19 protein-coding genes are annotated in these 22,577 nt (G+C 41.3%); 3 read left to right on the plus strand and 16 right to left on the minus strand.

Translation table 11 applies throughout. The features are described 5' to 3' along the window. Positions 1-260: 260 nt before the first annotated feature. On the minus strand, positions 261-2,426 hold the full coding sequence (locus tag KO534_RS20055; RefSeq protein ID WP_215932583.1) for a winged helix-turn-helix domain-containing protein: 2,166 nt from the start codon (positions 2,424-2,426) through the stop codon (positions 261-263). Between the two features lie 197 nt (positions 2,427-2,623). On the opposite strand from KO534_RS20055, the gene KO534_RS20060 reads away from it, so the two are divergent. Next, a complete protein-coding gene (locus KO534_RS20060) occupies positions 2,624-3,802 on the plus strand; it encodes an alpha/beta hydrolase-fold protein (protein WP_252732286.1) in 1,179 nt (392 codons plus the stop codon). Positions 3,803-4,057: 255 nt separating this feature from the next. Here the strand turns inward: KO534_RS20060 and KO534_RS20065 are convergent, their stop codons facing one another. The 13 genes from KO534_RS20065 to trmJ form a co-directional block, all read right to left on the minus strand. Further along, complete coding sequence (locus KO534_RS20065) at positions 4,058-4,348, minus strand: YebG family protein (RefSeq protein ID WP_215932586.1); 291 nt, start codon at positions 4,346-4,348, stop codon at positions 4,058-4,060. 271 nt (positions 4,349-4,619) lie between these two features. Further along, positions 4,620-7,802 (minus strand): Lcl domain-containing protein, encoded by a 3,183-nt coding sequence (locus tag KO534_RS20070; RefSeq protein WP_215932588.1) that lies wholly within the window; start codon positions 7,800-7,802, stop codon positions 4,620-4,622. A gap of 199 nt (positions 7,803-8,001) precedes the next feature. Beyond that, entirely contained in the window at positions 8,002-9,459 is a 1,458-nt protein-coding gene (locus tag KO534_RS23800) for a sensor histidine kinase (protein ID WP_215932591.1), read from the minus strand. A 10-nt stretch (positions 9,460-9,469) separates the two neighbouring features. Further along, positions 9,470-10,150, minus strand: coding sequence for a response regulator transcription factor (locus KO534_RS20080; protein WP_215932594.1), 681 nt, complete (start codon positions 10,148-10,150; stop codon positions 9,470-9,472). A gap of 245 nt (positions 10,151-10,395) precedes the next feature. After that, positions 10,396-10,734, minus strand: a complete 339-nt coding sequence (fdx, locus tag KO534_RS20085) for an ISC system 2Fe-2S type ferredoxin (protein ID WP_215932596.1) — start codon at positions 10,732-10,734, stop codon at positions 10,396-10,398. A 35-nt stretch (positions 10,735-10,769) separates the two neighbouring features. Further along, positions 10,770-12,632 (minus strand): Fe-S protein assembly chaperone HscA, encoded by a 1,863-nt coding sequence (hscA, locus tag KO534_RS20090; protein WP_215932599.1) that lies wholly within the window; start codon positions 12,630-12,632, stop codon positions 10,770-10,772. Positions 12,633-12,669: 37 nt separating this feature from the next. After that, positions 12,670-13,197: a co-chaperone HscB gene (gene hscB / locus KO534_RS20095; RefSeq protein ID WP_215932601.1), complete on the minus strand. Its 528-nt coding sequence runs from the start codon at positions 13,195-13,197 to the stop codon at positions 12,670-12,672. Positions 13,198-13,254: 57 nt separating this feature from the next. Then, positions 13,255-13,578, minus strand: coding sequence for an iron-sulfur cluster assembly protein IscA (gene iscA, locus KO534_RS20100; protein ID WP_215932603.1), 324 nt, complete (start codon positions 13,576-13,578; stop codon positions 13,255-13,257). A 21-nt stretch (positions 13,579-13,599) separates the two neighbouring features. Then, positions 13,600-13,983: a Fe-S cluster assembly scaffold IscU gene (gene iscU, locus KO534_RS20105; protein WP_215932605.1), complete on the minus strand. Its 384-nt coding sequence runs from the start codon at positions 13,981-13,983 to the stop codon at positions 13,600-13,602. 82 nt (positions 13,984-14,065) lie between these two features. Further along, positions 14,066-15,289: an IscS subfamily cysteine desulfurase gene (locus KO534_RS20110; RefSeq protein ID WP_215932607.1), complete on the minus strand. Its 1,224-nt coding sequence runs from the start codon at positions 15,287-15,289 to the stop codon at positions 14,066-14,068. 11 nt (positions 15,290-15,300) lie between these two features. After that, the gene (iscR, locus tag KO534_RS20115) at positions 15,301-15,789 is read right to left on the minus strand and encodes a Fe-S cluster assembly transcriptional regulator IscR (protein ID WP_215932609.1); all 489 of its coding nucleotides are present in this window, start codon (positions 15,787-15,789) and stop codon (positions 15,301-15,303) included. 88 nt (positions 15,790-15,877) lie between these two features. Next, positions 15,878-16,687 carry a serine O-acetyltransferase gene (gene cysE / locus KO534_RS20120; protein ID WP_215932611.1) on the minus strand — a complete coding sequence of 270 codons (810 nt, stop codon included), beginning with the start codon at positions 16,685-16,687 and terminating at the stop codon, positions 15,878-15,880. Positions 16,688-16,714: 27 nt separating this feature from the next. Beyond that, positions 16,715-17,455 (minus strand): tRNA (cytosine(32)/uridine(32)-2'-O)-methyltransferase TrmJ, encoded by a 741-nt coding sequence (trmJ, locus tag KO534_RS20125; protein ID WP_215932614.1) that lies wholly within the window; start codon positions 17,453-17,455, stop codon positions 16,715-16,717. 277 nt (positions 17,456-17,732) lie between these two features. Between trmJ and suhB the strand changes: the two genes are divergently transcribed. Together suhB and KO534_RS20135 are read left to right on the plus strand one after the other, a co-directional pair. Then, the gene (suhB, locus tag KO534_RS20130) at positions 17,733-18,506 is read left to right on the plus strand and encodes an inositol-1-monophosphatase (RefSeq protein ID WP_215932617.1); all 774 of its coding nucleotides are present in this window, start codon (positions 17,733-17,735) and stop codon (positions 18,504-18,506) included. A gap of 193 nt (positions 18,507-18,699) precedes the next feature. Continuing rightward, on the plus strand, positions 18,700-19,104 hold the full coding sequence (locus tag KO534_RS20135; protein ID WP_215932619.1) for a rhodanese-like domain-containing protein: 405 nt from the start codon (positions 18,700-18,702) through the stop codon (positions 19,102-19,104). A 72-nt stretch (positions 19,105-19,176) separates the two neighbouring features. On the opposite strand, the gene KO534_RS20140 is transcribed toward KO534_RS20135, so the two are convergent. Then, positions 19,177-19,563 (minus strand): hypothetical protein, encoded by a 387-nt coding sequence (locus KO534_RS20140; protein ID WP_215932622.1) that lies wholly within the window; start codon positions 19,561-19,563, stop codon positions 19,177-19,179. A 59-nt stretch (positions 19,564-19,622) separates the two neighbouring features. Next, positions 19,623-22,520, minus strand: a complete 2,898-nt coding sequence (locus KO534_RS20145; protein ID WP_215932624.1) for an insulinase family protein — start codon at positions 22,518-22,520, stop codon at positions 19,623-19,625. Positions 22,521-22,577 lie beyond the last annotated feature (57 nt).

The following is a 22,577-nucleotide window of genomic DNA, read 5'->3' on the forward strand; positions in this document are numbered from 1 at the left end:
ACAGAGAGCAAAGATAACTGTGGTAACTGGGATTAATGTAATGGAAGGAATCTATTGCCACTCTTTTGGACAATTTATTGCAATTTGTTCGGACAGCCGCACTGTGATGTTGAAGTCATTAAAGCTATCTGCAAACGAATAGCAAATTACAAATCGTGCTCAGTTTGTTATTTTGAGGGTTGTAAAGCATGGCTCGCCCTAGCGTCCTGCTCCCCCATTGTTCTGGATTTTCAGACCGATGAATCACATAAGTAACTATTTCAAAGCAGGGTACGATGAATATCGCCTTCTAACTTCTCCATATCACTAAGCATAATATTACCCTTACTCACATCGTAACTAGAAAAGGCATTTAATCGATATTTGCGTCTCGCTTGGTTATTGCGTTGGTCATTACTCAACGACACTGAGTGTAAATATTCTTGGTCGTTTTCAGTGGTCACATAATACAAAGTATTGGCGTCTATCTTTACGTGATAAAAACCTTTAGGTAAGGTGATCAGTGTGTCGGCAAACTTATGCGGCTGCTCGAGCGTGTCATCTTCCGTAGCTCGTGAGTTAGCTCGATATAATTGATTACTTTGTTGCTCAATTAAATAACTTAGCTGTGGTTGCGTACTATCGCTAAGTCCGTAGGCCCATTGCCCCTTAAGTTGCTCAATCGTCAGGTCAGGTAAGTTAATAATCACTAACTCTGGATTCGCATAGTTCACTGCTGTCACCGCAACTTTATCGCTAGTTAACCAATCGATTGCAATAATCGGGCTTTGACTACTGTAAACAAGCTGCGCACCTTCAAGTGAGGTAAGTGGGTGATTCACATCTAACTGGTTAATCGCTAGCTGGTAAACCTTATTATCCACATTCAATAAAATACTCTTATCATCGGCTGCAACAACGAGATAACCGAGCCAATGGGCCTCAGAAAAGTTAGTGACGATTTTGGCTTGCTTTTTGTTGTAGTCGGCTAAATAAAGTTGGCTGCGCCCGCTGCGCTTTGAAATAAATAGATATTGCTCACTGTGATGAAATAATCCGGGATAAGTATCGGCAACGGTAGCATTATCAATACTGTGAATTTGATTCGAGGGTGTTAACCAACGGTTATTGAGGTTTTTGTTTTCAGTACTAAAGAGTATGTTTTTTCCATCTGGAAATCGCGACATATTAGACGACAAAGCTTCAGACACACTCGCTACTGCAACAGCATTATCACCATTGAACTCACTTTTTATTATTTGCTGTGCTGGCTCAGGTGCGTAGTAATAGATTTGCTTTGAATCGTGGTGCCAAATCGCTTCCGTGACTGGATGGCTAAACTTTACCCCTTCGGTAATTTTACTATTTAGTAAATTTAGCGACAGTGCCTGAGTTTTGTAGTCGCTATTGGTGCTCATAATTAATAGCTTGTTACCATCTGGAGAAACATCGATATTGTGATGGCCCCAACCTTGTGGCTCTGCCTGAGTGATTAAGATTTGCTCTTTAGTGCTTAAGTCAAAAGCATAGACCTGATTTGGCCAGAAATTTTTTGGTTGAGCAGTGTAGTAAAGAGTGTGTTGTTGAACGTTATAATCAATATCTTTAATGCGTTTATCAGCACAATCAAATAATTTGTGGTGCGTTTGTAATGTATAACTTGGCACCGAAAAGGCCACTTGGTAGACACCACAACCATTGGGACTTTTATTGAGATACAAAAGGGTTGAGGTATTCGCCTTGCCGTCAATTAAAGCAATTATATCGCTTATACGTGCATCACCTGTTTCGACTTGCTTGGTTATTGAGGTATGAATATTCTTTACCCACAATGTATTTTGCGTACTTTTTTCATTATTTTTAAGGTAATACAGGTGCTGATTATCAGGGTGCATTTGGGCTGACTGTTCGGCACCTGAAGCACGGGTTAAGGCAACAGAATAGTGGCTATCAAAATTAACTTTGGTATTGAGTGCTTGCCAAATGTAAAAGCCAACAAAGACCAAAAATAAGCTAATAATGCTGTAGTGAGCGATCTTTTTGATTAATGGTTTTTTCTTAACGACTGTAATGTTTTTATCTAAGTCTAACCGGGGAAAACCACTGGACGGCGTATTTTCATCTGTAGGGCATGCAAGCAAGGTAACTTCGCTTATCAAGCGATAGCCTCTTTTGGGCACCGTTTGAATATACTGTGGCTGTTTTGCATCATCTCCCAGAACTTTACGAAGGTTAGCAATGAGTTTGTTGATGGCATTGTCGGTAACAATTGAGCCAGCCCACAGACCATCCAAAATAGTTTGCCTAGAGATAATCGTATTTGGCTGTTGGACGAATAACGAGAGTAATTCGAATAGCTTATGATCTATCTCTACCTCTACTTTAGAACCTTTATGTAATAGCCGTGATTGATCAAGATCGAGGATAAATGAGCCAAATTGCTTCATAGAGAATGAGTACTAAATTTTGAATAATGCAGTGTGCACATGAGCTTAACACACAACTTTTTTAATTAGAAAAATATACTAGTTAGAGTTAATTCACCTTTTTGTCACCTTTTTTCCCTTTAAATTCATTACATTCCGGCAGAAAAAGTTAACCCTAGTTGCACAGACTGATACAACAAAAATACCAGGATTAGCTTATGTTCAAACTGTGCAAACAAGTAATGTTCATCACCATTATGTTAGCCATTATAAATACCAGTGGGGTAAAAGCAGGGATAAGAGGCAGCGCTACAGTTGACGGTTTACAGTCAAAAATACTCAATGAACAGCGTGATTTACTGATACATCTGCCCAACAATTACCACAAATACAGCTCTCGACGCTATCCTGTACTGTATTTACTCGATGGACAAAGAAATCTGCGGCATACGGCTGGCACCTTAGACCTACTTAACCAAGATAATAAAGCCCAAGAGATGATCATTGTGGCGATTAAAAACACTCATCGCACCCGCGATTTCACCCCAACTTATGATGAAAGTTATAACCAATGGGGCATATCAGGTGGTGCTGATAGATTCTTAGATTTCATAGAGAAAGAACTTATCCCCTACATGGCTAAGAACTATCGCACTAATAATTTTAAAATACTATCTGGTCATTCTTTAGGTGGTTTATTAGCTGTATATGCATTGCAGTCTAGGCCTCAGCTATTTCAGGCTCACTTTGCTTTTAGTCCAAGCTTATGGTGGCACGATCAGGTAATTTTTGAACAGGCTGAAGACTTTTTTGCCAAAACCACTGAATTACATAATTATCTATATGCCAATATGGGTAACGAAGACGGCCCTATGCTCAGTTCTTATGAGCGCTATACTGTATTATTAGAAGCACACGCCCCCAAAGGTTTTAGATACAATGCCGATCTGGATACCTCAGAAACTCATGGTTCTACTGCATTAGCAGGACAAGCATTAGCCTATCGGGGTTTGTACGCATCATTACAGGCACCGCAAGCAGTGATTGATCAAGGCATGCCAGCAATTAAACAATTCTACAAAACACAATCTGCAGTTTATGGCTATGAAATAAAACCCAGTTACCGTGCCATTAATAGTTTGGGTTACAAAGCATTGCAGCAAAAAGACTTCTCTACCGCCTTGGCCATATTCAAAGACAATGTTAAACGCTTTCCAAACAAAGCCGATGCCTACGACAGTTTGGCAGATGGTTTTGAAGCCAATGGCGAGTTAGATAAAGCATTGGAAATGCGCGACCTCGTTATAAAAAAGAGTATCTGCGAAAATGTTGAAAACAACGCCTATAAAACACGTCGAGCTAATTTAGTAAAATTAATTCAACAGAAAACACAATAGTTATGAGATCGAGGGTTGTTTTGCTGGTTGAAATTTTGTTGTAAGTGGAAGGCTGATATTTACATCAGTCATTCTTATGAGAAGTATTCCAACATTGAATACATTACATTTATTGGTTAACTATGTTTACTCTATCTGAGTTAACTTGTTAACAGAGCACATATCCAAAACAATCCAAAGTTCAGGTTATATTAGGTCGATTAAACCAATTCAATACTTGAATCCAATGGCGGTTCTATAACTAAAAAAAGCCAGTTAGGCTTTTTTCTTTTCAATTTTAACTACATCGGCTTTTTCTTCGCTTAGCAAACTGTCAGCGGATGTACCTTTGAGTAGCTTAGTTAAAGAGTCTTTATTTTTAGATAGCATAATAGACAACTCTTCGAGAACCGAAGCATCGAGGTTAAAGCCTTTTCCCTCAATGTACTCACTGAGGTTATCAGCTACATCTAACATCTTGTCGTACTGATCCGCTTCTTTTTTATCTGCGCTCACAAACTTCTCCACCCCTTTGTGTTCAACAACATAACGTGTAATGACTGCCATAATTTGCTCTCTTTAGATTAATTCGGTCAAAATAGACTATATCAAATACTGTATATAAAAACAGTTAAAATACAAATTTCTTCCGAAAAGTATAAACGCCTGTTAACAAAAAACCAGCTAACAGCTGGTTTTCAATGGTTTCAAAATTTTTAAGACTCAATAGTTACTACGCTTTGTTTACGTTATTGAGGATACCTTCATCTTAGAACAAATAAGATAGCAGCAAATGCAAACACAAATTTAATCTAACATTACCTCATAGATCATTGCATTACAGTTTATTGCCATCTTTATCCTCCCCAATTAATATCAAGTTTGGATCATCATTGTAATCAGGGTGCTCCGTCCAATTGCTAGCATCGTATATCCAAGGTTGTAAGCATTCTCGACTTGTTACGCAGGGGTCAGTTAATGTGCCCATAAAGTCAATCACAGTAGTAGATTGGTCGGTGTTTATATCAATCTCAGGTGCAGGCGAATTCGATACTGTTTCATCAAAAGTTTGACGAAATAGAATTCGTGTATTATCAAATGCGTCAGGATTCATATTGTTATAAACCTGCTCACAGGTTTCCCCTGTTTTTTCCATTATATTAATAACAGATGTCAGGTTACAGTAATCAGCACGACCCGTTTCATTAAACATCGCATTGCCATTTAAAATGCTATTCACCCCGAAAAGTTCGTTCATACCTCCCCCAGGGTTACCGTAAACATCCATAACTTGACGCAAAGTGGATAACGCACCGTTATGCATGTAAGGACCCGTTTCGGTTATATTGAGCAAAGGTGAGGTACGGAAGTGATACGTATCGCCCACATCACCACTGATATTGGCGCGTCCAAAATCACTGTTATTCACCGGCGGAAAACTCGAACTATCGCCATTGCCTGGCCCTACTTGACCTAAACCAATGGCATGATATTCGCCATCAGTGAACGCATCACCTGAGTGACACTCACTGCAGGCTGCCCCACCTTCATCTCCTGCGGTCATAAACAACACTGCGCCAATCTTCTCATTTTGGCTCATCACATCTATATCTGCCCCAGTATCTCCTCGAAGGGCAGCCACATATTCTTGCCAAGGATTATCGGTAAACACCATGGACTCTTCGAAGGCGGCCAGAGCTTCTGCGATACGATCAAAGTTTATGTCGCTATCGCCATATGCAACCTTAAACAGAGCTTTCCATTCGTCATTTCCGACAAAGCGAGCAGCCAACATATCGCGGTAGGCTTGGTTATTATTACCCGTCAGAGGCTCCTCACCGCGCATTTCGTTTTCAATAACAGTCGGGAAACGTGACTGTGCATTGACCAATGACGCGCCCTCAGGAATGTTATTATCCACAGTTCCGTAACTAGGGGAGTCAGGTGAAATAATACCTGCATCTGTACCTCGGGCTCCAGGTGTACCACTCACACTCTCTACACGGCCATCCAAAAACAAACTCCGATCTAACAGACCCACGTTGAATAAAGTAGGCGCATTACGGCCGATCACTGGATAGCCTGGTAATTCATCAACATCACTGCCGTTAAAATAACGACCAGAACCTAACGTATTCGAAGAAAAGTTGTGAAATACATCTACAGCGTCATAGCCAACAGGCCAAGAGAGATTGTCACCGCCGCCTAGTACTGGGTGATGACAAGAGGCGCATGCTGTATCGTACTCGCCACTCAAACGCTTAGAATAGAACAAAGCTTTTCCTAGCTGCGCTTTGTCATCATTGATATTAGGTAAATCTCGGCCAGTAGTTGGATCACCGGTAAAACCCTGTTCATCAATTAGCACCTTTGCATGTACGTCAACTGGCTGCATCACACCCTCTGACGTACCTAAGCCATCATCGACAACAATAGCCGTACCTTCTTGCACATCCGGCTCTGCTAGTGCTAAGTCATCACTACCAGCACGTACCATTCTGACTAACATGTTATCGCTGCGACCTTTAAACCAGTTCAAGCCTGCTTTGAAGTTAACGAACCAAGCGTCTTGAGAAAAGTCGATCATAGGCGATGAACTCCATGTGTACTCCACCGTGGTCGCTGGGAAAATATTTAAATTAATTGCAGGCTCGACTCGGTTGAAGTCCACCAGCGAATAGAGCTCCTTAATATTTGGTAAGCGCCAGTCACTATAACCCGCAAACTCACTGGTTTGAGCATATTCAAGTGCTAATCCCCAATCCATGCTTTGAGCGGTTCCGCTATCACAGGTTGCGCCGCTAAGACCAGCTACACATTGTGCCCACATTAATCCTGTAGCAAGATCTGTCACAGTACCATTATTGTGAACTTCATAACGCTCATCTGGGGTTTGATCTACACTGCCTGCGTAAGGATCCATTACCCTTACCAATCGTAATGCTGAAGGCTGATAACGTTGAATATTCTTGTTATTTCCAAATGCCAACTGGAATGCCCAAGCATAAAATTCACTGTGTGCGCCGCGATAAGGTGTTGCCGTCCAATAAAAATCGCTAGTTGCATTAGGAAAATAATTCTGGTCAATCTTGTGAGAAGTTGGACCAAAACTATTGCCGAAATTTACTAATGACATGAATTGATTATTGTTAGGCACGCGCCAATCGCTGAAACCACAAAAATTGGATTGATTAGTGCTGATGATCAGGCTGTTCCAATCATCATAATAATCTCCTTCGCGATCAATATTGTCTCTATCTTGCGCCGTTAAACCGCCCCAGCGATAAAAATTATTTCTATCATGAATATCGCCATTAGTGGTTTTTACTTCCCACATTAAACCTGTACGATCATCGCGAACACATGCCCAAGGCTCAGAAGAAAAGTTTCCATTACCACTGTATTCACTGCCATCAGCATTAATACGGGTAAAATCAAAGCCGTTCTCGCCAACACTACTTGAACTAGCCGTGACACTGCGACCCTGACTACAATCTTGCTCTAGTGGCGTGCCGTTTGAGCCAGTGATAGTGGTACTACAACTTGTTCCGTTGTTTGTCGCATTAGAGCCAAACCCAATACCAGTATCATTCAAATACGCCATGCCAGAGTTGAGTTTGCTAGATGATGTATTGTTATCATCAGTACTCGCTTCTGACACTGTAATTTGCTGCGTGACTACAGTGGTTCCTCCTTCACCACCACAACTCAGAACAAATTCATATGAGCCTTTAGTTTCAAATACTTGACTATCCTCAGTTCCATTAAGCGCCTTATCACCGCTCCAAGCGCTTGAAGCGACACATGTAGTTGCTAGCTCACTGGTCCAGGTAATTGTGGTGCCGAGGCCAACCTCGATACTCTCTGGGCTAACAGATAACGTAACTGTTGGTTTTGCAGATGTGGGATTTTCATCATCCACTGTATCCGTGTTACTGCTGCCTCCGCAACCAGCGAGAAGAACAACAAATGCCGACAAGCACAATAAGTGAAACGATATTTTATTTTTTGGGTTAACCATAACAGTGCCGCTCCAAAATATTTAAATTTACTGACTAAGTTTGCCTAGAGTATCGCGATGAAGATGAGTGGAAGATGAGCGCCAAGATATTTAGACAATAAAATTACTTCGGTAAAAATTATGTTTTGAAGATGGAGTATTCGACGAACGTTCCCTTGATAACTTTATACTGCGTATTTACGCACGAGCTACCAGTTTTTTAAAACTTCTTGTCTACAACAGTTAAACTCATTTTTATCTTTTGCTCTGGAGTGGATTGTTCTACTAAGTCAGCAGTTATTTCAAGTGACAAGGCTTTGGCTGCTGTACGGGCAATAGAAAGCCCTAGCCCAACATGTTTAGATCCGGTGCGTGAGCTATCTTTTCTCCATAACCGGTCAAACATAGTTACCAAATCACCTTTTGTAAGGTTAGGAGCTGAATTAACTACAGTTAACACTGTGCTATTTAATTGATAGTTTGACGTGCCTTGATTATTCAATAACAAGTCACCAGCTATGGTGACTTCACTATTTTCTGGCGCATAGTCAGCAGCATTGCTCAACAAATTAGATAAGATAATACGTAGTAAGCGCGGATCACTGCGTAAACTTTGCGCTCTATTAACGTCGAGTATGATATCTATGCCGCGAGCTTCTATTGAGTTTGCATGTAATGATAAGCACTCTTCTACTATGGTGAAAACACTGACACTTTCTGACAGAGTTTCGTTTCCAGAACTTTCTATTCGAGCTAACGTCAATAGGCTATCAATTGTTTGTTGTAGCTGAATTGTTGACTCAGCAATATAGCGATAATCGTCAAATGAAGATTGTTCTGGCCATTTCAATGCTACTTCACTGGTTGTGCGAATTGCCGCTAATGGGGTTTGTAATTCATGGGCAAGATCACTATTAAACTGCCTCTCTCGAAGAAAGCTTTGCTCTAATCTCGTCAATAATTGATTTAACCTATCTACCAATGGGGTGATTTCAGTAGGCACATTCTCTTCTATTAATCTGTTGTGCAGAGATCCCGCTTCTACTTTAGCGACTTGTTCAGTCAAGTTTTGTATCGGTACCAAGGATCGCCTAATCACAAGTACAAGTATTGCTGATAAAAGGATACAAAAAAACATGCCCCCTACCGTCAATTCTAAAGCGAAATTTGCCAACCGTTGATTAATAACTTTTTTACTAATGGCTACAGATACATCTGACGTTGCTCTTCTAGGATTGCCTTGTAAACTAAATGCATAAACGCGTATTTCGTCTCCAGACATTAACTTAGAGTCATATTCAACATATTCACCGCTATCTTGTAGCTGCTGATTTATTCGATTAGGACGAATGATTTGCTGGTCGCCAAGACTTAAGGATTTATTTAATGTGCTACCATCTTCGGCCCAAGATTGCATATAATATCCACTACTGTCATCGTTAAGCTTCTTCTTTACGCTAGAAACAAATTCCGGTGCCATGTTAAATGGACCAGCAAAAGGTGGCGAGGGTCGTTTAAGGGTCAACTTCATTATGCGCACAAACTCATTCAACTCATTATCGAGATTCGCTTCCAGTCTACGTTTTTCGGATAAATATAAAGATGAACCAGCTAAAAACGCAATTATGACAAAGCTGGGCACAAGCCAAAGTAGTAGCTGACTGCGAATACTCTTCACAAAAGCCTCTTCATGGTTTGTCTACACTCATCAAATATCCCATCCCCCTGCGAGTATGGATCAATGCAGGGCAATCATTAGTCACCACAATCGCTTTTCGCAAAGCACATACAGCGGTATCGACCACATTACTCATAGGCGATACTTGCTCGTCATAAATGTGCTGCTCTATTTGACTCCGCGAAATAACAGAACCAGCGTTTACCATTAGGTATTCTAATAAAGCAAACAGTTGAGAAGACAAGACAATATTTTGTTCAGCTCGCCTCACAGTTTTTGCGGATCTATCCAAAACCAGATCCCCAACTACTAACTTAGGTGAGCGTATTTGGTATTTGCGCCTTGCTAACACTTCGACTCTAGCAATGAGCTCTTCAATCGCGAAAGATTTCACCAAATAATCATCGGCACCTAAACGTAACCCTGCTACCCGATCTTCAATCGAGTCCTTCGCAGTAAGAAATAACACTGGTGATTCATTGTTAGCTTCCCGTAACTTTTTTAGCACCTTTGTCCCATCTAACCCAGGCAACATGATATCGAGAATGATCACATCGTAATCATGCTCCAATGCCATCCATAACCCCTCTTGGCCATCGCCAGTGGCATCGACCGCAAACCCTGAAGCCTTCAAGGCCTTAACAACCGCCCTGCGCAATGCTTCAGAATCTTCGACCAATAATAGTTTCATAGCAAATTCTCTACTCATTAATAAAGTTATGGTTAAGGACAAGTGTCATTATTCATCGTTACAAAGCGGAGGTTAAACAGCAACAAGCTCTTTTTAAAGTATATAAAAGCTTACATGAGGAGAAGATGAACTAAGGCTACGCTTGTTGCTTTGATACGGAAACTTCTTTGTGCCTTCCAGAAACTAAAAAAGGGTAAAAACATCACTGTAATTACCCTTCTTGAAGCTAGTAAAACCCCAAAAAATTAATGCCCTTCACTCACCATATTGACAGTGTACTTAGGAATTTCCACTACGAGATCTTCATCTTGAATAATCGCTTGGCAGCTAAGTCTCGACTCAGGTTCTAGTCCCCATGCTTTATCTAACATGTCTTCTTCCAACTCGTCGCCCTCGTCTAGCGAATCAAAACCTTCACGGACAATGACATGGCAAGTAGTGCAAGCACAGACTTTCTCGCAGGCATGTTCAATACCGATACCATTTTTTAACGCTAGATTTAATACAGAAGTGCCTTTTTCACCTTCTAAAACAGCGCCGTCTGGGCACAACTCATCATGGGGTAAAAAGATTACTTGTGGCATAGCTCAATTCCTATTATTCAGTATAGTGATTCGGTTTAGATACGATCAACCGATTGTCCAGAAAACGCACTTTTAATGGATTGATCCATACGTTTTTGAGCAAAGGCTTCGCTTAATTTGTCTACTTGTTCAATAGCGGCTTTAATCGCTTCTTTGTCTGTGCCTCTAGCCAACTCGTTTAACTTAGCTAGTCCTACTTCTATCGTTTGAATTTCAGTTGGTTCAAGTAAAGCGGCACCATCTGCGTCTAAGGCTGCTTGTAGGTTTTCTTGTACTCTGGCGGCTTCAACTTGCTGCTCCTTAAGCATGCGCGCCTGCATATCTTCTTCGGCGTTATCCATTGACGCTTTGAGCATTTCGGCTATTTCGCTATCTTCCAATCCGTAAGAAGGCTTAACCTGAATTTGCGCTTTCACTCCGGTAGACTTTTCCATGGCACTTACATTTAATAATCCATCAGCATCCACTTGGAAAGTGACGCGAATATGAGCTGCGCCAGCCGCCATAGGCGGTATGCCTTGTAGCGCGAACTTTGCTAAAGAGCGACAGTCGTTAACCAACTCTCTTTCACCCTGCACCACATGCACCATCATGGCGGTTTGGCCATCTTTGAAAGTGGTAAATTCTTGGGCTTTAGCCACGGGAATAGTGGTATTACGATGGATAACTTTTTCTGTTAAGCCTCCCATGGTTTCAATACCGAGCGATAACGGCAATACGTCTAGCAATAACATGTCACTTTCGGGTTTGTTACCCACTAATATATCAGCTTGAATCGCCGCTCCCACTGCGACAACTTTATCGGGGTCAATTGAAGTTAATGGTGTACGCGCAAAAAACTCACCAACTTCTTGGCAAACTAAAGGCACTCGGGTCGACCCACCCACCATCACTACTTCAATGACTTGCTCTTTTTCAAGCCCTGCGTCTTTTAAGGCTCGCTTACACGCTTTCAAGGTGTTTTTAACTAAAGGCGCAATTAAGGATTCAAATTTTTCTACAGAGATAATGACTGAATGCTGCTGACCGCTATCGTCTTCAAATTCGACTGTATAAGCGGATTCGCGACTTAGAATTTCTTTGGCTTCTTTGGCTTTGTCTAAAAGAGTACGGTGTAAACTTTTAGACAAATCTCCGTTGAGTTCGCTATTTTCACGAATAAACCCAACCAGTAATGCGTCAAAGTCGTCCCCACCAAGAGCTGAATTACCTCCGGTAGACAACACTTCAAACACCCCTTTACTAAGGCGTAAAACTGATATATCGAAGGTACCTCCACCCAAATCGTAAACCGCAATAACGCCTTCTTGTCCTGAATCCAAACCATAAGCAACAGCGGCTGCTGTAGGCTCGTTCAACAAACGCAACACTTTCAAGCCAGCCAATGCAGCGGCATCTTTCGTTCCTTGACGCTGTGCATCATCAAAATAGGCAGGAACAGTTACAACCGCACCTTGTAACTCATCACCTAAAGTTTGTTCAGCTCGCGTTTTAAGTTCAGCCAAAATTGTTGCTGATACTTGCACTGGGTTGACGTTACCTGAAGTAACGGCCATCACTGGCGACTGAGACTGGGTAAATTGGTAAGGTAAATTCGGGTAGGCGGTTTGAATATCCGCGACTGAACGGCCTAAAAACCGTTTAACTGAAACAATAGTATTACTAGGGTCTAGGCTTGCTTGCTGTTTAGCATCATAACCTACCACTTCAGAGTCAGCTAAATATCTCACGACTGAGGGCAATAAATGCCTACCTTGAGTGTCAGGTAGGGTGAGAGCCTCGCCACTTCGCACCGAGGCCACTAAAGAGTTGGTCGTACCTAGGTCAATACCTACAGCTAATTTACGTTGATGTGGCGCGGCGCTTTGACCGGGTTCAGATATTTGCAGTAATGCCATGGTCTAATTCGTTTCTTTTTTGTTGCAATGAATAAGGTTAGAAGTCACTCAACGAGTCTTCTTTAAGTTCAATTTCGGTTAACATCTTGTATAAAAATTTAAGCTGGCGAATGATATCCGCAGCTTTTTCATTTGCATCAAGTTGCTCACTTTCAAGATATTCTCTCAACCGAGCTAAGTCGTTTTTAACGCTTTGTTGAATTTCGAGTTCCAAAGTGGACAACGCACTTAGAGGGTCAGCCTGCTCATCTATTTCTGCCAACTCTTCTCGCCATTCCATTTGTTGCATCAAAAAGGCGGTATCTTTGATGGTTTGTTGTTCATGTTGTAAATCAATACCACGCAAACTCAACAAATATTCAGCTCTAGATAAAGGGGATTTGAGCACCGAGTATGCCTCATTGACTTGGGCATTTTTTTGAAGAGCCACTAACTTTTGCTGCTCACTACCGCTAGCAAATTTATCTGGATGAGTTAAGCGCTGCAGTTGTTGATAAGTTTGTGGCAACACAGATAAGTCTACGTCGAATGACACAGGAATTTTAAAAAGTTCGAAATAATTCATCTGATTTAATTTAGGTTTGCTGCATTTTAACTGAAGCGCTGAATAACAAAAATAGCACTAAACGTTGAAGCTTTCGCCACAACCACACTCGCCATTGGCGTTTGGGTTAGTAAACTGAAAACCTTCATTTAAACCTTCTTTCGCAAAGTCTAAATGGGTGCCATCTAGGTACACTAAGCTTTTACCGTCAACAATAATTTTTACACCGTTATCTTCAAATAATTTATCGTCGGCATTCACCTCATCAACAAATTCAAGTACATAAGCTAATCCAGAGCAGCCTGTGGTTTTAACACCTAAACGCAACCCTAAACCTGACCCTCTATTTTCAAGAAAAGTTTTGGCTCGTTGTGCTGCGGTGTCGGATACGGTAATTGCCACTGGCTACTCCTACTTTAGTTTTTACTTTGTTTGACGACTTTTATAATCTTCCACAGCTGCTTTAATGGCATCTTCAGCCAAAATAGAGCAGTGAATTTTTACTGGTGGTAATGCTAACTCTTCCGCTATATCCATATTACTAATAGCTGTTGCTTCATCGATAGACTTACCTTTAACCCATTCAGTTACCAATGAGCTAGAGGCAATCGCCGACCCACAACCGTAGGTTTTAAATTTCGCATCTTCAATAATGCCATCTGCATCGATTTTAAGTTGCAATTTCATTACGTCGCCACATGCCGGTGCGCCAACCATTCCTGTTGCTACGCTAGGATCGTTTTTATCAAAACCACCTACGTTACGTGGGTTTTCGTAGTGGTCGATTACTTTCTCGCTGTAAGCCATGATCTTTTACCTTTTGTTATGCACTGCTCAGTTTGTTTCCACAGCACATTAATATTAATTCAGCAATTTATTGCTTAAGAACTCAGTGATGAGCCCATTCTACTGTGCTTAAATCTATACCTTCTTTGTACATATCCCAAAGTGGCGACATGTCACGTAACTTTTCAATTGCGTTACGGATTACATCAATTACATAATCAATTTCTGCTTCAGTGGTAAAACGCCCCATAGTGAAACGAATTGAACTGTGAGCTAGTTCGTCATTCAAGCCTAATGCACGCAATACATAGGAGGGCTCTAGACTGGCAGAAGTACAAGCCGAGCCAGAAGATACCGCCATATCTTTTAGTGCCATAATCAAAGACTCACCTTCAACATAAGCAAAACTTACATTTAGGTTACCTGCGATACGACTATCCATATCACCGTTTAGGTATACAGCTTCCATATCTTTGATGCCATTCCATAATTTATTACGTAGCATCATCAAACGTTCGTTTTCAGCAGCCATTTCTTCTTTGGCGATCCTAAATGCTTCGCCCATACCCACAATTTGGTGAGTCGCCATAGTACCCGAACGCATGCCACGCTCATGACCGCCACCGTGCATTTGTGCTTCAAGACGGATCCGCGGTTTACGACGTACATACAACGCACCAATGCCTTTTGGCCCATAAGTTTTATGAGCAGAAAACGACATCAAATCGACCTTCATAGTTTGTAAATCGATTGGCACTTTGCCGGTGCTTTGAGCCGCATCTACGTGGAATAAAATCTTGTGTTCACGGCACATTTCACCGATAGCAGCGATATCTTGGATCACACCAATTTCATTGTTGACGTGCATAACACTGATCAAGATAGTATCTGGACGAATAGCCGCGCTTAATTTATCTAGGTCAACCAAACCATTTGGTTCAGGATCAAGGTAGGTAACTTCAAATCCTTCACGCTCTAGCTGACGCATAGTATCTAATACTGCTTTATGCTCAGTTTTGATAGTAATGAGGTGCTTATTTTTCTTACCGTAAAAATTCGCCGCGCCTTTAATAGCTAGGTTATTTGACTCAGTTGCGCCAGACGTAAAAACAATTTCTCTTGGATCCGCATTCACCAAATCAGCAATTTGATTACGAGCAATATCTACTGCTTCTTCTGCAACCCATCCAAATTTGTGAGAACGAGAAGCGGGGTTACCGAATACACCTTCAGTAGTTAAACAGTCGGCCATTTTGGCAGCGACACGAGGATCAACGGGTGTTGTTGAAGAATAATCCAGATAGATCGGAAGCTTTAATTCGCTCATTTTTTACTCCACTAAAGCTGCAAGCTAATACTGATGTCGTTTGCAGCTATTTGATTATGATGTTTATGTTTGTCTTGTCTTTCTGCTACTTGCTTCACGTCATGTTGAAGCATTAATTCACCTAAGGTGATGCCGTCTAGAAATACGCTAATTCTGTCGCTTAGGCCTTCCCACAAATTATGGGTTAAACAACGTTCACCGCCTTGGCAACCACCCTGCCCCTGACACTTAGTCGCGTCAACAGACTCATTCACGGCTCGAATCACCTCACCGATAGATATTTCAGACGCTTCACGACCTAACTTATATCCACCACCAGGACCACGTACACTATCGACTAATTGTTCTCTACGTAAACGCGAAAACAATTGCTCAAGATATGACAAAGAAATTTCTTGGCGCTCGGATATATCAGCTAAAGACACAGGTCCACGTTGCGAATGTAACGACACATCTAACATTGCTGTTACCGCGTAACGACCTTTAGATGTCAATTTCATAGTAATCTATCCCCTACCAAACTTGAGTCGAATTTTCACATACCCGACTATTTTAGTCAAGTATTTAACCTAGTGTTTTAGTCGGGTATTATATCTGAGGGTCGAAGGCGTCACAGGCCTTTTTTATATCGCTGGCTAATTCATTGTCCGCGAAATCATCGAGCTCTAAAGTTGGGAGTGATTTACCACAGACATCCCCTCCCATCTTATTGATGGCTTTACACATTTCTTCTACTTTTGTGTCCACCAAATGCACGTGATCTACCATCACTCCTATAGCATGGGCTATGGGATCAGGATTATCGGTTGCTACCGCATAGGCATCAAAACCATATTTTTTAGCAATTCTTTCTCTATCACCATTAGTAGGTGCTTCAGGTTTGGTTTGTTGTACAACGACCCGACCGGGAATACCTATAACGGTGGCATTTGCTGGTACATCACGCACTACTACTGAATTGGATCCCACTTTTGCACCTTTGTGCATAGTGATCGGCCCAAGCACCTTTGCGCCAGCGCCCACTACTACATTGTCTTCTAAAGTAGGATGCCGCTTACCTGCATTCCATCTGGTTCCCCCAAGGGTTACACCATGATACAGGGTCACATCATCACCAATTTCAGCGGTTTCGCCAATCACCACTCCCATACCATGATCGATAAAAAAGCGTCGTCCAAGTGTGGCTCCGGGATGAATTTCGACTCCAGTTAACCAACGGGAAAAAGTTGAAATAGAACGCGCTAACCATTTCCAATTCGCTTTCCACAGTTTATGACTAAGGCGATGGATCCAAATGGCGTGTAAACCGGGATAATTAGTGAGTATTTCAAAGGTATTACGCGCCGCGGGGTCACGATGAAACACACTTTTTATATCTTCTCTGATTCTGCTGAACATTTTTTATCCCAAACTAAGGCTACTGGTCTACTTTTCTCGATTTTTAAAGGCTTTATCGACCGATGACAAAATGCCACGTAATATGTTCAATTCTGCAGTTTCAGGGCGAGCGCGATTGTACAAGCGGCGTAACTTAGTCATAACCATACCCGGATGATTAGCAATGATGAAATTCGTTTTAATAAGGGTTTGTTCCAAATGACTATAAAAACCTTCTAGATCTTGAGACAAAGGGTACTCTGCATCTTCAGGATTATTATCAGGAAATGAATTTCGAGTGGCATTCAAGTAAGCCATACGCACTTCGTAGCACAAGGTTTGCACAGCTGCCGCCAAATTTAGCGAGCTATAGTCAGGATTAGCAGGAATACATACATGAAAATGGCATTGCTGCAATTCATCATTACTTAAGCCATTGTTTTCACGTCCAAAAACTAAGGCAACCGGATACTTAGAGACTTCACTTATTAACTTTTCGCCACATCCACGTGGCTCTAACATTGGCCAGGATAACGTCCGAGAACGGGCACTCGTGCCAATCACTAGCCCACAATCTGCCACTGCTTCAGCCAAAGTATCCACTGTTTTGGCATTCGCTAACACATCACCCGCCCCGGCAGCTAAAGCACTGGATTTACCATCTGGTGGTGCAACGGGATCAACTAAGACTAACTTACTCAAGCCCATAGTTTTCATGGCCCGGGCCGCAGAACCAATGTTGCCTGTGTGAGACGTATTAACTAACACTACGCGAATATTATCTAACATGCTGAACCGTATCTTTATTTCGTTAGCCAATTTAAGGGCGCGGATAATAACATATCCCTATAACACCTCAAAATGCACATTGCAGAATATAGCCTTTAAAAAGGTTATGAGTTGTCGCTATCAAATTTGCTGCCATCATTAATATTCCGATTGCTTAATTCATCTATTTTGGTACACTGCGCGGCGATTTTTTGTTCAGTAAATGTATTGCTCTGAAACAGGGTATTTATTATTAACTGAACTATATTTAATGTTCTTTTAAAATTGGTGGTTAACTATGCATCCTATGCTGAATATAGCGATCCGTGCTGCACGGACTGCGGGCAACATTATTGCTAAAGGGTTTGAAAATCAGGCTGAATTGCAAATTGAAGCAAAAGGCGACAACGACTACGTAACACGTGTCGATAAAGAAGCCGAACAGGCAATTATTCACAAAATTAAACAATCTTATCCAGAACATAGTTTTGTGGGAGAAGAAGGCGGCGTAGTTGAAGGTGACAACGATTTTAAATGGATAATAGATCCTTTAGACGGCACCACTAATTTTATTAAAGGCATTCCTCATTTTGCCGTCTCTATCGCTTTGATGCACAAGGGGCGACTAGACCAAGGTGTGGTATTTGATCCGATACGTGGCGAACTATTCACTGCAAGTAGAGGAGCCGGTGCGCAGTTAAATGGTTTCCGCATTCGTACCAGTAAAGCCAAAGAATTGAGTCAAACCATCTTAGCCACCTCTTTTCCGTTTAAGAACAAAACCAGTTTACCTAAGTACCAAGAAGGTTTTAATAAGATCTTTATGCAGGCAGGCGATATACGTCGAAGCGGCTCCGCGGCTTTGGATTTAGCTTACGTTGCAGCTGGCCGATACGATGGCTATTGGGAGAGTGGTCTTAAACCTTGGGATATTGCTGCTGGCGAATTATTGGTACGTGAGTCTGGTGGTTTAGTGACAGACTTTGCAGGTGGTAACGACCCTATGCAACGAGGTGATATTGTTGCCGGTAGCCCTAAAGTCGTACAGATATTAGTTAAACAACTAAAGTAACTTATTAAATAGTGTCAAAAGGCGAGCACTTGCTCGCCTTTTTTGTGCCTAAAATTTTTTGCTCTGGGCAGATTAACCATCCTGTCTTGTTATTATCGATAATTGACGAATACACCACCAGCCAAATACTCCTGATTAACGCACACTAGAGTCTATAATTTACTCAGCAATAGCTACCAAGTAAGGAAATTTTATGACTTCAGTTGTATCACGAGTTACCGCCGCTCCAAGCTCACAAGCCTTAGCTCATTTTCGAACACTACTGCAATTTGAAACCGATTGTTGGGACGTACATTTTGCTATTAGCAATAATCGTCAAGACTTTGTGTTGGTTGATGTAAGAAGCGAATTATTGTTTGGGCAAAGTCATATTGAACAAGCCATCAATATTCCGCATAAAAAGCTCACCGAAGACAATTTGAAAGCTTACCCGACCGATACATTATTTGTAGTGTATTGCGCGGGTCCTCATTGCAACGGTACTGAAAAAGGAGCAATTAAGTTGGCTGAACTGGGTCGCCCTGTAAAAAAAATGATTGGCGGTATTACTGGCTGGATTGATGAGGGCTTGCCTTTGGTTGCGGCAAATCCACCGTAACACAGGCATCTAAACTTAAGTATTAGCGAGGCATTGAAATCAAATTGACTTAAATAGGCGACGTCTTGGAGATTAATTTTCTGTTGAGGTCGTGTCTTGCTTGTTTTTGGTATCGACTTTAATGTACATGTCTTCGTAATATTCAGGCGGGTAACACTGCTGTTGCCCCCCCTGCACATTTTCACACATCAACGTTTTACTATTAGCGTTTTCTGCAACGAGCGACTCATTGTCCGATTGAGTGTCGCGAGATTTGATTGCTTCAGTCACTAGTTGTTTAATGAACTTAGCATCATGTTTCATGCCTTCAGTAGTAAAGATAAGTTCGTTCTGACTTGAATTATCATTGTTATCAGCTCTAGCAGAAGACAGCGCGAGGTCAGTGGCAAATCCCAAAACGGTGCAACCATTTGCTGTTAAAACCAAACTACATAACAGGGTAATTTCAAGCAATTTCATATATGTCTCTTATTTGAGTAAGGTAGACGCGCTAGCAATATTAACAAGTCAATCCTGAGTTATTGTCTACTTTGTTGATGGAAGCTATCGATATCTTCGACTTTAATGGCCCCCTTGGGTTCAATAAAATCTTTATCGGCAAATTTAGTACCTCGCATTTGAATTAAGATACGACCAAAGTCTTTACCACCTAGTATTCGTTGATACAGATTTTGCACATCCATTAAAGTTACTTTTTCTATTGCACCGATGAGCTTTTCTTGGCTATCAAAACTCCAACGTTCATCACGCCAATCCCCTGTGAATTCGCCCATTTCTTCAGACAAGTTTTTGGCTGGCTGATTCAGCGTAATTAGGATGCTATTTTTGGTTGTCGCAAACTCTTCTGGAGTTACAGCAGCTAGCTGCTGAGTAAACTGTTGTAGGAATAAAGTGATTCGCTCATGCACTTCTGCTAAACCTTTAGCTGGAGACTGAATGTAGTAGGCCACTAACATCTGATCTCTAAAGGTTTGACCAAAAAAACCTACTGCGTATGCCAGTTGTTCCTCTGTTCTTATTTGCTTAAATAAAGCGGGTCGAATAATTTGTGATAACACTCTAGCTGCAGCCAGATCCGCATCATTTCGGGGAGCCAAGTGGGCATCAATCAAACCTATATCGGTCATTGCTACGTCTTCTTGCCAGTTATAGATTGTTCCGGGAGCGACTTCCAATAAAGGAGTTTGATACACATCGGCTATTTCTCGACCTTCAGGAAGATGCTTCAAAACCAAGTTAGAGAATGCTAGTACTTGCTGCTCAGAATAATTTCCAAAAGCAAAGACTCTCAAGTTTGCTTGCTTAAGTAGTTGGTCTCTGAATAACTTAATATCAGCGGGTACGATTGAATCGACTTCAGCGAGCAATGCTTCATCACTAAATGCATCTAACTTCGATACTCGGCTAAATTTAGGAAATAACTGATTAAGAAGAATCTGCCGTTTACTGCTTTCAATATCTGACTTAAAACTCGCTTTTAGGTTAGCTAATTCACTCTCGCTAATATCTAAGTTTAATATTTCATTAAATGCTCGCGTTATAAGTAGGCCTTGTTTATCCGTAAAACCACTGGTGGTTATCGACAAGCCGTTCGATAAGCTGGTGTTTAATCCCATACCTGCAGCCCCCGCTTCGGATTGCAGTTCTGTTAGTTTTTGCCCTAATCCTCTGCCTAATAAACTAGCTAAAACATGATTCTTCGCCGTTGTTTTGGTTAATCCCGTATTTAGGTCAAGGGTCATCCTCCCCTTTGGCTGTTGAAATAAAGCTGAATGACCTAAGTGAACAGAGTGACCTTTTTCTGCCACAAGTTGCTGAGGCTTATCAGTATATTTAGCATCCACTAAATCAAAACTTTCGGGCATTAGACTGTTAGCTCGTGGCAGCGTTAGCGCAAATTGTTGAGACAGTTTTTGCCACTTTTGCTCTAGTTCAGAATTGATATCATGCACACTGAATTTACCAGCAAAGTACTCCATTTCTCGCTCGCCTTGCTGCTGCTTATCTATATAGAAGATTCGCGCATTGTCTAAAGTGAGCTGATCGAGTACGTCTTGGATAACTACTGGATTAAAACGCTGGTACTCATAAGCACTGCTCAATACATACTCCGCCGGAATGTGTTGCAGATTGGCGGCAATTTTCATGGCGTAACTGTAGTCATTGGTTTTTTCTTTGAAACGAAAACTATTACTAAGTGACTGTTTGATTTCTTTGAAGTAGCGAGGGTTTACGCCATCTTGTCGTAACAATGCTAAGTATTTAACAACGGCGCCCATTACCTTGTCGCGATTTTGTACGCCGGTTTCAGTTAAATCGATGTACAAAGTAAAACTACCAGCATTACCATATTCGTTGGCATCAAAATTTGAATATACTGCTTCACTTAACCCTGCATCCCTTAAAACTGATGCTAAAGTGCCGGGCATTTCATTGGCAAGCAAATAATTCACATAGCCATTGGGTTTAACCGCAAATTGCTGAGCATTGTTTTTAATTACAAAATTTATACGTAACTGTTTCATGTCAGTTTGCGGAATGTAATGCACAACTTTCTTTAAATGTTCAGGTTTAGCTACCGAAACTGTCATTTGAGGTCTAGGAGTGTTTTTATTTGGGATCTTGCTAAAATGTGCTTGAGCCAATTTTTTCATTTCTTCGATTGGCAAATGACTGACCATTGCTGCTTTCATTAGGTTGGCAGAATAATATTTGTTGTACATAGCAACTAAGGCAGTTTGTAATTTGTTGTTTTCTTTATCAACTAGGGAGTCTAAATTGCCCCAATTAAACTGCGAAATGGGGTGTTCGGGATTTAAAGTAGTGCCATTAAGTTGTTGTAAAATCACCCAATCGTTAGGGCTTTTCATGGTCCACTCGGAATGCACAGCGTTTCGCTCTTTATCCGCATAACTTTCGTCTAAAATGGCTTCATAGAAAAAGCCGCTAAAACGCGATAACGCTTCATCATAAGCGTCGTTATTTACTGCCACCATATAATTGGTATGATCAAGCTCTGTATAGGCGTTTTGACTACCGCCATTACGACTTATAAATTCACTATAATCGCCCACTGTAGGGTAACTTTTGGTGCCTAAGAACAACATATGCTCTAAATAATGTGCTAAGCCACCAAACTCTTTAGGTTCTTGTAATGACCCTACAGCCACACTTAACGCGGCCGCTGACTTTTCAATACTAGGATCTGATACCAACATCACCTCAAGTTGGTTATCCAATACAATTGCGGCATATTCTCGATTATCGATGGGACTTTTTACAATTTCACTTTGTGGGTCAGGTTGTGCCGACATGACCAAAGACTTAGCAGTGTCAGTTGAACCACAAGCATTCAATAATATACTTGCGCTGATCCAAAAAGCCCATGCAAACTGGCGTCGGGTCGTTGAAGTCATAAAAATTCCTGATGTTATAATTTTAAAAATCTGATGCATCAAAATATACCCTATTAA

The organism is Paraglaciecola arctica (assembly GCF_018861065.1).
GTDB lineage: Bacteria > Pseudomonadota > Gammaproteobacteria > Enterobacterales > Alteromonadaceae > Paraglaciecola > Paraglaciecola arctica_B.